We start from the raw sequence: 12,133 nt of genomic DNA, 5'->3' as shown, positions 1-12,133 counted from the left end.
GTTTAAATGGACAGCTAAAATATGTTGTGAAACACGTATTTATGTGTGTTTTGGCAGTAAAAAGATGTAGTTTATCGAAGATTTTGTATTGTTTGTTAAAAATATTAGTGAATTTGATTATGTGTTCTTATCGGAATGATTATTGAAACAGTTCACGATGTGTTAGTATTTGTGCCAAAATGAACTGAAAAAACACTACCCTTTGTAAGCTCACTTTCAACAACAATGAAACCCTTATTTTTTTCGATAAGTTCTGCACATAAGATTAGGCCTAAACCGGTTCCACGTTCATTATTGGTTCCAATAGTGGTGAAATGCTCCTTGTTATCAAATATTTTAGTAATTGCATCCGTAGAAATGCCCACTCCGCTATCCTTAACGGCAATGGTTACATAATCATCTTTATAGCTAGTTTCAATACAGATAGTACCGTTTATAGGTGTAAATTTGATGGCGTTACTAATCAGGTTTCTAAAAATTATTGTAAAATGGTCGGGGTCTACCATAAGTTCCAAGTGATCCGGCGTCAATAATTCCAGTGATATGTTTTTTTTGTCCAAATCTTCGGTAAAGAAATCCACTATTTCCTGTAGCCGTTGTTTTATGATCAGGTTTTCCTGTTTGGTTGCGTTTCCCTTCATTTGGGTGAGACCCCAGTTTAATAGGTTGTCCAAAGTAAAATGAATATGGTCCACATCTTTTTTAAGTTTAGGGCCAAAAGCATAAAAGTTTTTGATTTCTTTATTTTTTTCCAAGGATTCCCCTAATAGCTTCTTGAGTGAAAGAATGGGGTCTCTTAAATCGTGACCTACTATGGAAAACAACTTATCTTGATTTGCATTGAGTTTATTAAGTTCATCTTGTTTTTTTGAAAGTATGGTTGTGCGCACTGTTAATTCTTTATTCAGTCGCTTTTTAGTGGTAGTAGCTCTAAAGACAACTAAACTGATTAGTATGGAGGCAATAAGGCCAGTAGAAATCCAGATAATATGTTTTCTCCGATCGTTCAGCTCTTTTTCATTTTGTGTTTTTAATAACTCTTTATTTTTCTCATAAGCCAACTTGGCATTCATCATGGAGATAGTACTTCTTTGTTTTTCTTTCGATACAGAATCGGAATATGCCTGGGCTAACTCCAAGTAAGCCAAAGCTTTGGAGGTAAAGGCTTTTTTCTTGTTTAGCTCATATAAAGCACGATAGCTTTTTTCCAAACCAGATTTAAGGTTAAAAGACTTGTATAATGCTAAACTCTTTAAAAACGATTTTTCTGCGCTTTCAAAATTATTTAGTTTAGTATGGGAGTTGCCGGAATAAAGATAGAGATCCGCTTCTCCTTTTTTGTCGTTGACCTTAGCATAAATCTTAAAAGCTTTATTGAAAAATGAAAGAGCTTTGTAATACTGTTCTGTTTGATTTAAGACGTCTCCTTTGGTGAGGTATGCAAAAGCAAGGATTTTTGCTGCATCAACATGCTGTAATAAGTCTATGGACTCGTCCAAGTAATCCATCGCTTTCTTAGGCTGTTTTATTCTATTGTTCAAATACCCAAGATTAACTAAAACGGATACTTTGGTTATCACTGTGGTATTTTCATTAAACTCGCTTTGTGCAATTTTATAATACTTTAAAGCTTCGTCATAATCCTCTAGTATAGAAAATAGCGTTCCTAGGTTTGCACCCATTTTTATGATCATTTCTGAATCATTTATCTCTTCTGCCAATTCTAAGGCGTTTTGAAAGTTCGTAAAAGCATCTGCATATTCGGCTCTTATGAAATGCGCTTGTGCAATTCCATTGTACGACTTAATAGCGAGGTTTTTAAATTGGTTTAATAAAGCTCCTTCCAGCGTTTGTGTATAATAGAAGGTGGCTTTATCTGGATTTCCTGTATATAATTCGAAGTAGCCAAAATTTAATAGCGATTCAAATTCGCCTTTAACGTAATTAATGTGTCTACTTAGCTCTAGGGATTCAACGGCTAAGGATTTAACGGTATCGGTTTTGGAATACTTTAATGCATTGCCAAGCTCAACCAAAAGATCTATGTATTCCTTATTGTGTTCAGTGAAATTTCCTGTATCCCTATATTCTTGGATTTTAGACTTAATTTCATCGGGGCTATTTTGAGAAAATCCATACGAACACCCCAAATAAATACTCAAGACGACAATGACTAAATTTTTTAACATGTATTCAAACCAGTTAACATCAAAGCATATCAATTAAAAACCTTGTATGTGTGATACCTATATCGGTTGGCCCCGTATGTGTATTATTTAAGTTCAAGATAAGATTTTTAAAACAATAAAGGAGAGGGTTTTTGCGGTTCTTCCAGTTATTTTACAGGATATCCAATCATGGGTTTAATAGCGCTCAAAATCCCTGTATGATGTGATACGGTGCAGGATTTCATTTTTGAGAGTTTTATTCTCCAAGGAGAAGGTTTTTAGGCTTTTTTTCCAAGATATGAGTCTGTCGCAGGTTTCCATTCAAATTTGAGCAGGTTCTTTGAAGTATATACCTTCAAAATAAACCCGAAGCCTACACTTACGGCTGTACTCCTTCATTGGTAATGATGTGTTCAAACCCCACCCGAAGCCTTGCTTAATGGTGCCAAAGGGATATTCGGCCCACATCCATCTTTTCTCACAACACCCAATGGTCTTTTGCGGCCCTTTTCGTATTCCGCCCATGGACCTATTGTAGTCGCTGTACTGTAGGACTTTGCATTCATATTTCTACCTTTTGCATGTATACGCGGCTCTTTCGTACTATGGCACGTATGCCTATAAGGGTGTTTATGCCTAGGCCTTGTGGGTTAGAAAACACGGCTCGGGCAAGATAGCCTTATAAGACCTGAAAAATCGAATATTCCCTTGCCGTGGGTTACGACCTTTGAAAAGGCAATTCATCCTAATCGAAAAACAGGGGAAACCAATTACAATTAATATGATTGTTCAATACAGTACATTAGGTATCGGACAATAGTTGTAAAAAGCAACCATAATATTGCCTAACTATAATTGAAATAAATGACTTCAATATGAACTCCCTAACTGTACTTAATTGTTCCCAGGTTTTGAAAAAAGACACCGGTTCCTGTCAGAACAAAAATCGTTAGGTGAAAATAAGTAATCCGAGTATGATTTATTACGTATTTTACCTACTTTCTTCAGTGTTACCCTTCTTGTTCCTTAACATTGATACAGCTACAATAATAGAACAGAACAAAATTCCAAAGTGTAGGTGTCCTTTAGGTAAAAATACGGTAGCACTATCAAACATAACCAAGTGCGACGCATGCGCGGCATCTGCAACGAGAGCAAAACCTAAAAGCATCATAAAAGCAAGTCCCAACACCTTTAGCGAGGGGTGCTTTTCCAATAGGGCGTTGATGCTGTGCGCAAAGGATATCATAATAAACAGGGCTATCATTGCTGCCAACAGGATAATGGTCAAGGCGTCATAATCGTCATTGGTAATACCGTAGGTCATCCCGATACCGCTAAGTACAAAGTCAAAAGAAAATACCATATTGATTACAAAGAGTTGCACAAGCGCCTTTGTAAGGGTACTCGATCTTTCTCGTTTCACCTCCCGTTCGTCGTGTCGTTTATCCTCCACTTTTTCCATAAGCTCCTCGGTGCCTTTATATAGAAGGAATAGCCCGCCGGCAAAGAGCAATAGACTATGGATACTCAAACTACCGGAAACCCAATCGCTATCCAGCATCAAAAAGGGTTTTTTTAGGGAAAGCAGTAGGGTTACGGAAACCAACAATACAATACGTAATAGTAGCGCTAGGGCAAACCCGGCAAATAATGCTTTCCGTTGTTTTCCTTTTGCGAGTTTTTCAGAGGCAAACGAAATAAAAACGATATTGTCCATACTTACGAACACTTCTATAAGGATAAGCGTAATAAGCGCTATCCAGGCCTCTGGAGCGGTAAAGATTTCAAACATGGTCAGTTGGTTTTATAAGCCGTACCGGTGCGCACTACGAGCTCCTTATTTATATCTTTCACAGCTTTGTTGTATTGAAAGGTATAGGAACTGTCTGTAGTACTTACAATTTTATAATGGATGGCCGTTTTGCTATTTATATCCTGAAGAATGAATTCGCAATCGTTGAACCATCGGATACTTGCACTATCTATTTTTCCTTCATAATAGTCTACGCTATACTCGGCTCCCCGAACAAATTTCCCAGTTTTAACAGAGTCGCCCACCTCGTACGTAAATAGGAAACTGCCTGTCTTGTAGGCCTTGCAATCACGTTCGGGCCTGTAACAGGATGAAAGCCCAACAACAACCAAAAAAATAAAAAATACGTTTTTAAACATAACTGCAAAATAATCAAAATAGACCTTTTATGCGCTGTTAGTATCGTAATTATTTTATAAAACTACAGTTCTGGTTTGTAAGCTGAGAAGGTGCCGTCTCTATAAAACAGTAGCACTTTTTCTATCTCTTTTTCCGGGTCGGGTTTAAGCATTTTGGTTGTTGGGCCAGCTATATGGTTTGGGCGTTTTTCTTTTAGATCTATTTTTGGGAATTCGCCTTCACCGTATAATAACCAGTATAAATCTACCTCGGGGTAGGTGCGAACCAGTTTGCTCACAAACTCCAAACTTGGCTTGTTGCGACCTCTGATCAGATGCGAAATACTGGAGCGTTGCACGTTGATACTGTCCGCAAAGGCCGAAGCGGAAAGTTCATAATGGCTTACTATTTGTGCTATTCTAAGATTGATATTTTCAGTATCCATAACAGTTTACAAAGTTACACAATTCTACATGTTTACAAATATGCACCTAAGTTAATTCTTGCTTTTTAAGTCGTTATTTATTAATTTAAATGTTGATATAATTTAACTTAAAGTGCTGATTTTAAAATAATTATAGTTAATATAAATAGTCTATTTGTTTTGGTTTACAAAATTCTCTTTTTACTAGACCGCATAAAGGGATAAAGATATTTGGTTTGTTTACAAATGTAATTTTTAACAATTGTATTTTTGTCGTTCAAGAAATAGTTGTTCATGATCGACGGGATAAAACATGCTGATTTTAAGGTATCACATATTAAGGGTAGATATGTAACCCATAACCACATTAGGGACTACTTGTTCCAACTAAAACCTTCGTTCCGTTTGGAGACTTTAGGGTCATCGGTACAGGGAAATCCTATTTATGGGGTAACGATCGGTTCTGGCACCAACCGTATTTTAATGTGGTCTCAAATGCACGGAAACGAGTCTACGACCACAAAAGCTGTTTTGGATTTGATCAACTACCTAAAATTGGAGCTGGGGGAATCCAAAAATTGGCTTAAAAATTTTACGATTATGATTATTCCCATTCTTAATCCGGATGGAGCAAAAGCATATACCCGTGTGAACGCCGATCAAGTTGATTTGAACAGGGATGCCCAAGAACTGTCTCAACCGGAAAGTAGGGTGTTAATGTCGGCCTATGATAATTTTAAGCCGGATTACTGTTTTAACCTGCATGATCAAAGAACCATATTTAATGTGGGCGAAACCGATAAGCCTGCGACCGTCTCTTTTTTAGCACCTGCTTTTGATGAGAAGCGGAATCTATCCGAATCCCGTACTTTAAGTATGCAGCTAATAGCGGCAATGAACAAAAAACTCCAAGAACACATACCTGGACAAGTGGGTAGATACGATGATAGTTTTAACCCAAACTGTGTTGGAGATGCGTTTCAGATGCTTCGAACGCCCACTATGTTGTTCGAGGCGGGTCATTATCCAGGTGATTACGATAGGGAGGTTACACGAGAGTATATATGTATGGCACTCATGGAAGCACTTGTGACGATTAAAAAAGGAAGCCTGAATCTGTTTACCGTTGAAGACTATCTGGCAATTCCGGAAAATCGGAAAATGTACTGTGATGTATTAATCTACAATGCACATCTACTGGACAAGAACTTGGCATACGGCACTAAGGTAGCAATCCTATTTGACGAAAGACTAACAGGGGATCACATAGTCTTTGTCCCAAAAATCGAGTCAATTGAATTACAGGGAAAGGCCGTTTTTGGTCATGAAACAAAAGATGCTGCGAACCTAAGGGACCGTTTATGGTTAGAAAACCGGGGTGTGTTAACACTTTTCTAAGGTATATTCTTTGTTATTTTGTGATAAAACCGACTTTATGTTACATTTTATTTAAAAAAATGAGAGTTTCTTTACATTTAATTTTATAATGTTTTAATTTTGTCAAAAAATAATCAAGCATGGGCAAAGTTAAATTAGATGAAATAGACCACCAGATACTGGATATGTTAATAGATAACACAAGGACACCTTTTACGGACATCGCAAAGAAACTATTGATTTCTGCGGGCACCGTTCACGTTCGCGTAAAAAAAATGGAGGAAGCCGGTATTATTAGAGGTTCGTCCCTTACCTTGGATTATGTGAAATTGGGTTATGCCTTTATAGCCTATGTGGGTATTTTTTTGGAAAAAACACACCAGACAAAATTTGTTTTGGAGCGTTTGAACCAAATTCCCAATGTTACCATTGCGCACATTACCACGGGCAAATTCAACATTTTTTGCAAAATAAGGGCAAAGGATACAACACATGCCAAAAATATCATCTTTAAAATCGATGATATAGAAGGCATCAGTAGAACGGAGACCATGATTTCATTGGAAGAAAGCTTCAACGATAAAAAACGATTGATGCATCGAATTTTTAATGAGTTATAAGAACTACAACTAAATTAGGTTATGGCTCGGTCGTACAATTACGATTGAGCTTTTTTTTATAGGGATTATACCAATTTAAGTTTTGAATGTCGTATTGAAAATTTGAATTATTTTTTCTCGGTTTAGGAATGAAATCTAAGCATAGCATTAGCTATGGTTCTATTTTATGACGACAAATGAGTAAAAAAGAAACTTGTTTTATGCGACATCTAGAAGTTAAATTGGTATTAAACTAAGCATTGGTCATTATGCGATTATCGGAACTAAAACAAAATGAATTCAATCATTTTTACGCTACCTATTTAAACATGGTAGGGGAAGAAGAGCTTATAGAAACCTTGGAATCCAGTAGGGATTGGTTTGTTGCATATACCTCGGGATTAACAAAAGAAAGACTTAATTTTTCTTATGGGCCAAATAAATGGACCGTAGCAGAGGTGCTTGTTCATATTACGGATACCGAACGTATTTTTCAATATAGGGCTTTTCGTTTCTCTAAAAATGATAAAACCGCTTTACCAGGATTCGATCATGAAGATTATGTAGGGGAAAGTGAGAGCGAAAAACGCACGATAGGGGAAATTGTAGCAGAGTTTTTAGCGGTTCGTGAAGCAACGTTAACCATGTTCAAGGGTATGTCAAACGAAAAACTTAGACGTATTGGGACAGCTAGTGATATGCCATGGAGCGTTGCCGCTTTAGGTTTTGTGATAAGCGGTCATTTAAAGCATCATGCTAAGATTTTGGAAGAACGGTACAGTTAATTATAGCTAGTCCAAGTCCGAAAAACCCTCATGTTCCTGTTCATGGTCCATTTCCAGTTCTTGAACAATATCTTCACTGTCCATTACTGCTTCGGGAGTTTTTGATTCCAGCTCCTTTTCAATGTTCTCCTCAAAATTTGCGATAAAATTGGAAAGGCTTTTACTAATTTTTACCAAATATAAGGTGTCGCTGGTCCGCAGTTCTACTGCTTCAATTATTTCGCCGTTCCCATTTTTAAAACTGATTATGTCTTCATCGCCATAACCGTAAGGATAGGTATCGATTAAAAGATTGGCTAGTTGGTGGTCTAATTTTTTGTAGTCGATCAAACGTCTGGTCATAATTTGGTTGTGTTTAGATAGGTTGGTTTATTGCTTGATCTAAACTAGTAATTTTAACCCTATTGGTCGGCAAAGAGTTGTGAAACAGTACTTTTTAGTACATGAACTTTTTATTGCGCGTAGTAAGCGAAGGAAGCTCGTACCAAATCCGAAGGCGCAGTGACGTCTATTTGTGCATTTCCAATTGTGTTTAGTAGCACAAAATTTATTTTACCATACGAATTTTTCTTGTCGTATTTCATAAGTGCTACAATCTGGTCTATGTCCGCCTCGGTAAAAACCACCTTGTCGTAATAGTTCAAAAACGTAGCCTTGATATCCTCTAGGGCAGCCAACGAAAGTCCCAATAGCTTATGGGAGAGGTAGCCTTCCAAAATCATTCCAACAGCTATGGCCTCCCCGTGAAGCAGGGTATCCATCGTTTTACTTTCCAGCCGATACGATTCTACCGCGTGCCCAAGTGTATGCCCATAGTTAAGAATTTTTCGCAGTCCTTGCTCCGTTGGGTCTTGTAGCACTATATTGTTCTTTATGATTACGGAAGGCATTATCTGTTGTTTGATCTCTTCCAAGGATGTTGTCGCTTTTAAATTTACCCAATACGCTTCATCCTGTATAAGGCCATGTTTTAGCATTTCTGCAAATCCGCTGGTAACCTGGCGTTCTTCCAAGGTGTCCAAAAAATCTGTAATTACCAATACCATTACCGGTTGGTTTATAACGCCTATTTGGTTCTTCAGGGTTCCCAAATCCACACCAGTCTTACCACCTACGGAGGCATCTACCATAGAGAGCAGGGTAGTGGGTACATTTATAAAATCTATGCCGCGCTTAAAGGTAGAGGCTACAAAACCGCCCAGATCTGTTAATACGCCACCGCCCAAATTAATGACAAGGCTTTTTCTGTCGGCGCCCAGCTCGGAGAGTGCCTCCCAAACCCCAACACAAGTGGCTACTGTTTTGTTGATTTCACCAGATTCAATTTCAATAATTTCAAAATGGTAGCTTCCCGTAAGGCGCGCCATAAAGTGCGGCAAACAAAGTTCGTGGGTGTTTTCATCTACCAAAATAAAAACAATCGAATAATTGGCTTTCTCCAAATGCGCATTCAGCGATGTATATGCAATTGTATTAAAATGTACGGCATACGCATCAGAAACTATAGAATCCATAAAACTATCACTTTAATCCAAAGCTTATAATTGCCTTGGTTCCGTGTACAAAATAAAGGTTATTTTTAATGAAAAGAATAGAAAATCTGTGATTATATTTGAGCGGTAAAAATATTGCTATTTATGAATGGAATTTTTGAGGATACCGCAACGGCATTTTCGTTAAAAACCGATTCGGAACTGGAAAGGGCCTATTTCCTATTTAAAATGATTTCCAAAGAGCCCTTGGTTAAATTGGGTTCGTTAATGACAAATTTGGCCCTAAAGGCGAACCTGCCCGTAGAGGGCTTGATAAGGGCAACGGTTTTTGACCATTTTTGTGGTGGTGTTAATGAAGAGGACTGCCTGCCCGTGGTAGCTCGTATGTACGAGAAAAAAGTATGTTCCGTGCTAGATTATTCTGTTGAAGGAAAGCAAGAAGAAGACCCTTTTGATACGGCAACCGAAATCATTCTTAAGCTATTGGATTTTGTAAAGGAAAAAGATGCGATTCCCTTTGCCGTTTTTAAACCTACGGGTTTTGGACGTTTTGCACTGTATCAAAAAATAGGGGAGGGGAAAGAACTTACAAAAGAAGAATCGGCAGAATGGCAACGGGTCGTAAACAGGTTCGATAAGGTATGTAAAAAAGCGTACGACTTGGATGTTTCTTTATTGATAGATGGTGAAGAAAGTTGGATGCAGGATGCTGCGGACGATTTGGCGGCACAAATGATGCAGCAATACAATAAGAAAAAACCTATTGTTTTCAACACCCTACAGACTTACCGTTGGGATAGGCTCCCATATTTAAAGGAACTTCACAAAAAGGCCCAAAAACACAAGTTTAAAATAGGAATGAAGGTTGTACGTGGTGCGTATATGGAAAAGGAAAACGAAAGGGCTATTGAAAAAGGCTATCCTACACCTATTTGTGATTCTAAACTTGCGACCGACAAGAATTTTGACGATACCATTGCCTATATGGTAGCGCACTTGGATACCATATCCATTTTTTCCGGAACCCATAACGAGCAAAGCTGTTTAAAGCTTCTTGCATTGATGAAGGAAAAAGGTATTGCGAATGACGATGCAGGTATTTGGTTTGGTCAGTTATATGGTATGAGCGATCATATCTCGTTTAATCTTGCCGCCAAAGGATACAATGTGGCCAAATATTTGCCTTTTGGACCGGTAAAGGACGTGATGCCCTACCTCATTAGGCGTGCCGAAGAAAATACCTCTGTTGCCGGACAGACCACTAGGGAGCTATCCTTGCTAAAACAAGAGCGTAAACGGCGAAAGATTTAGGTACCAATGCTATTTTTGACCATTTTCACCTGTGCAGGCCAGGTACTTAGTGTAAGCTAAAATAGTGGTTCGGTAATAAATTTGGTGGTTGCTTCAATCCGTATTCGGAACTATACTTTCCAATGTTGCTTTTTTAACACAATTACGTACCGTGGCGATCACTTCTACTTCCTTTATTGTGCCTTCAACGATATAGGTTTTACAGGGGTTCGATTTAGTATCGCTCCTGCCAAAATCAACATCGCCTTGGGTGAGCAGTCCTACAATATCCGTCGTGTCGAGCGCTTTGCTGCGCAACTGTTCGGTCACCGCATCCGAATAATACATGGGTTTGGAACGTATATCCTTTAATGTCCTACAATTGGGAAAGTAACAGAAATACGCCCCGGTATCCTCCGTTTTTTTCTTAAAGAAGAACGCCAAAAATAGTATGCCCAGAGAAACTCCGAACAAATAAAATCCCAATCGTTTTATAAATGGCATAGGCGACTACAGTTATAATTAAACCGCTGTAAAATTATGGTTTTCCAATGGATACAAAAAGAAACGGAAGCGCTAATCTAGAAGATAAGGAAATTGATGTCGCTGTACTGCAGATCAAACCATTCGCCAACCGACTTATTCGTAAGAATACCATGGTACATATAGAGTCCGTTTCGTAGTCCCTTGTCAAAACGAAGCGAATTTTCCAGTCCGCCGTCCTCACCGATTTTAAGTAGATAAGGCGTAAAAATGTTACTAATGGAAACGGTGGCCGTTTTAGGGTACCTAGATGGTATATTGGGGACTCCGTAATGCAAAACACCATACTTCTCTATGGTAGGCTTATTGTGCGTTGTAATCTCGGAAGTCTCAAAACAACCTCCGGTATCGATACTAACATCTATGACAACAGCTCCTTTTTTCATGTGCTCTACCATGGTACTGGAAACAACTACGGGGGATCTATCCTTTCCGCGAATAGCGCCAATGGCCACGTCACATCGCTTTAACGCTTTAAGTAAGTTTTTAGGCTGTAGGGTAGACGTGTAAACGGTTTGTTTTAAATGGGTCTGTATGTTCCTAAGTTTTGTGATGGAATTATCGAATATTTTAATATTGGCGCCTAGGCCAATAGCGGACCTTGCAGCAAACTCGCCTACGGTACCTGCGCCAATGATTACGACTTCTACAGGCGGTACACCACTTATATTTCCGAACATAAGTCCGTTACCCTTGTTGCTGGCGGACATTAACTCGGAAGCAATAAGTACAGATGAAATTCCGGCAATTTCGCTGAGCGAACGAACAGCCGGGAATTTCCCATCCTCATCCCTTATGTATTCAAATGCTATTGCCGTAATACGTTTGCGCGCCAATTCTTCGAAATAGGACTTTTGCTGTGTTTTTATCTGTAAGGCGGAAATAACGGTAGTCTGTGGATTGATCAAGCCAATTTCGGTAAGGGTAGGGGGCTCTACCTTCAATAACAAGGGGCAGCCAAATACTTTGGCCGTGTCCTTTGTGATTTCACCACCGGCGTTCGTATAATCTAGATCTGAAAAATGGGCTCCTTTTCCGGCTCCTGATTCAATGAGTACACGATGGCCGTTCGAGGTAATTGCATTTACGGCATCCGGGGTAAGGCATATTCGTTTTTCCTGATATTGATTTTCCTTAGGCAGTCCAATATAGAGTTCGCCTTTCTGCTTTAAAATTTCTAAGGTTTCTTCCTGCGGAAGCAATTGCTGTTTACTAAAAGGTGTTGAAGGTTGATTCATAGGTATTGGCTGTCTAAATGCCGCTAACAGGCTTTAGAATCAAATGTACAATTTTTAACCA

Annotated in this window: 12 protein-coding genes; 4 read left to right on the top strand and 8 right to left on the bottom strand. The window is 38.6% G+C overall.

The features are described from left to right. Window positions 1-152: 152 nt before the first annotated feature. The 4 genes from ACFQZJ_RS10230 to ACFQZJ_RS10215 all read right to left on the bottom strand — a co-directional run bounded on the left by ACFQZJ_RS10230 (window position 153) and on the right by ACFQZJ_RS10215 (window position 4,768). Window positions 153-2,189 (bottom strand): tetratricopeptide repeat-containing sensor histidine kinase, encoded by a 2,037-nt coding sequence (locus ACFQZJ_RS10230; RefSeq protein WP_379934330.1) that lies wholly within the window; start codon window positions 2,187-2,189, stop codon window positions 153-155. Window positions 2,190-3,159: 970 nt separating this feature from the next. Then, entirely contained in the window at window positions 3,160-3,963 is an 804-nt protein-coding gene (locus tag ACFQZJ_RS10225; RefSeq protein WP_379934328.1) for a TerC family protein, read from the bottom strand. A 2-nt stretch (window positions 3,964-3,965) separates the two neighbouring features. Further along, a complete protein-coding gene (locus ACFQZJ_RS10220; protein ID WP_379934325.1) occupies window positions 3,966-4,343 on the bottom strand; it encodes a hypothetical protein in 378 nt (125 codons plus the stop codon). A gap of 62 nt (window positions 4,344-4,405) precedes the next feature. Beyond that, complete coding sequence (locus ACFQZJ_RS10215) at window positions 4,406-4,768, bottom strand: helix-turn-helix transcriptional regulator (protein ID WP_379934324.1); 363 nt, start codon at window positions 4,766-4,768, stop codon at window positions 4,406-4,408. 273 nt (window positions 4,769-5,041) lie between these two features. Here ACFQZJ_RS10215 and ACFQZJ_RS10210 point away from each other — a divergent pair, with 273 nt between their 5' ends. The 3 genes from ACFQZJ_RS10210 (at window position 5,042) to ACFQZJ_RS10200 (ending at window position 7,508) form a co-directional block, all read left to right on the top strand. Beyond that, the gene (locus ACFQZJ_RS10210) at window positions 5,042-6,145 is read left to right on the top strand and encodes a M14 family metallopeptidase (RefSeq protein ID WP_379934323.1); all 1,104 of its coding nucleotides are present in this window, start codon (window positions 5,042-5,044) and stop codon (window positions 6,143-6,145) included. Between the two features lie 119 nt (window positions 6,146-6,264). Continuing rightward, window positions 6,265-6,744, top strand: a complete 480-nt coding sequence (locus tag ACFQZJ_RS10205; protein WP_379934321.1) for an Lrp/AsnC family transcriptional regulator — start codon at window positions 6,265-6,267, stop codon at window positions 6,742-6,744. Between the two features lie 248 nt (window positions 6,745-6,992). Next, on the top strand, window positions 6,993-7,508 hold the full coding sequence (locus tag ACFQZJ_RS10200) for a DinB family protein (protein ID WP_379934320.1): 516 nt from the start codon (window positions 6,993-6,995) through the stop codon (window positions 7,506-7,508). Between the two features lie 6 nt (window positions 7,509-7,514). Here the strand turns inward: ACFQZJ_RS10200 and ACFQZJ_RS10195 are convergent, their stop codons facing one another. Together ACFQZJ_RS10195 and aroB are read right to left on the bottom strand one after the other, a co-directional pair. After that, window positions 7,515-7,850, bottom strand: coding sequence for a hypothetical protein (locus ACFQZJ_RS10195; RefSeq protein WP_379934318.1), 336 nt, complete (start codon window positions 7,848-7,850; stop codon window positions 7,515-7,517). A gap of 110 nt (window positions 7,851-7,960) precedes the next feature. After that, window positions 7,961-9,022 carry a 3-dehydroquinate synthase gene (aroB, locus tag ACFQZJ_RS10190; protein WP_379934316.1) on the bottom strand — a complete coding sequence of 354 codons (1,062 nt, stop codon included), beginning with the start codon at window positions 9,020-9,022 and terminating at the stop codon, window positions 7,961-7,963. A 123-nt stretch (window positions 9,023-9,145) separates the two neighbouring features. Between aroB and ACFQZJ_RS10185 the strand changes: the two genes are divergently transcribed. Continuing rightward, window positions 9,146-10,312 (top strand): proline dehydrogenase family protein, encoded by a 1,167-nt coding sequence (locus tag ACFQZJ_RS10185; RefSeq protein ID WP_379934314.1) that lies wholly within the window; start codon window positions 9,146-9,148, stop codon window positions 10,310-10,312. Between the two features lie 93 nt (window positions 10,313-10,405). Here the strand turns inward: ACFQZJ_RS10185 and ACFQZJ_RS10180 are convergent, their stop codons facing one another. Next, window positions 10,406-10,795 (bottom strand): DUF4258 domain-containing protein, encoded by a 390-nt coding sequence (locus tag ACFQZJ_RS10180; RefSeq protein WP_379934312.1) that lies wholly within the window; start codon window positions 10,793-10,795, stop codon window positions 10,406-10,408. A gap of 77 nt (window positions 10,796-10,872) precedes the next feature. Next, window positions 10,873-12,072: an alanine dehydrogenase gene (locus ACFQZJ_RS10175; protein WP_379934310.1), complete on the bottom strand. Its 1,200-nt coding sequence runs from the start codon at window positions 12,070-12,072 to the stop codon at window positions 10,873-10,875. Window positions 12,073-12,133: the final 61 nt, after the last annotated feature.

The sequence above is a fragment of the Maribacter chungangensis genome (genome assembly GCF_042676845.1).
GTDB classification, from domain to species: Bacteria; Bacteroidota; Bacteroidia; order Flavobacteriales; family Flavobacteriaceae; genus Maribacter; species Maribacter chungangensis.
The sequence above is the reverse complement of the archived record's forward strand: the minus strand, read 5'-3'. Positions and strand labels throughout refer to the sequence as shown.

Excerpts from the sequence above, each read along its gene's own strand:
- ACFQZJ_RS10195 (WP_379934318.1), bottom strand. The coding sequence starts at position 7,850 with ATGACCAGACGTTTGATCGACTACAAAAAATTAGACCACCAACTAGCC.
- ACFQZJ_RS10180 (WP_379934312.1), bottom strand. The coding sequence starts at position 10,795 with ATGCCATTTATAAAACGATTGGGATTTTATTTGTTCGGAGTTTCTCTG.
- aroB (WP_379934316.1), bottom strand. The coding sequence starts at position 9,022 with ATGGATTCTATAGTTTCTGATGCGTATGCCGTACATTTTAATACAATT.
- ACFQZJ_RS10230 (WP_379934330.1), bottom strand. The coding sequence starts at position 2,189 with ATGTTAAAAAATTTAGTCATTGTCGTCTTGAGTATTTATTTGGGGTGT.
- ACFQZJ_RS10175 (WP_379934310.1), bottom strand. The coding sequence starts at position 12,072 with ATGAATCAACCTTCAACACCTTTTAGTAAACAGCAATTGCTTCCGCAG.
- ACFQZJ_RS10210 (WP_379934323.1), top strand. The coding sequence starts at position 5,042 with ATGATCGACGGGATAAAACATGCTGATTTTAAGGTATCACATATTAAG.
- ACFQZJ_RS10225 (WP_379934328.1), bottom strand. The coding sequence starts at position 3,963 with ATGTTTGAAATCTTTACCGCTCCAGAGGCCTGGATAGCGCTTATTACG.
- ACFQZJ_RS10185 (WP_379934314.1), top strand. The coding sequence starts at position 9,146 with ATGAATGGAATTTTTGAGGATACCGCAACGGCATTTTCGTTAAAAACC.
- ACFQZJ_RS10220 (WP_379934325.1), bottom strand. The coding sequence starts at position 4,343 with ATGTTTAAAAACGTATTTTTTATTTTTTTGGTTGTTGTTGGGCTTTCA.
- ACFQZJ_RS10215 (WP_379934324.1), bottom strand. The coding sequence starts at position 4,768 with ATGGATACTGAAAATATCAATCTTAGAATAGCACAAATAGTAAGCCAT.
- ACFQZJ_RS10205 (WP_379934321.1), top strand. The coding sequence starts at position 6,265 with ATGGGCAAAGTTAAATTAGATGAAATAGACCACCAGATACTGGATATG.
- ACFQZJ_RS10200 (WP_379934320.1), top strand. The coding sequence starts at position 6,993 with ATGCGATTATCGGAACTAAAACAAAATGAATTCAATCATTTTTACGCT.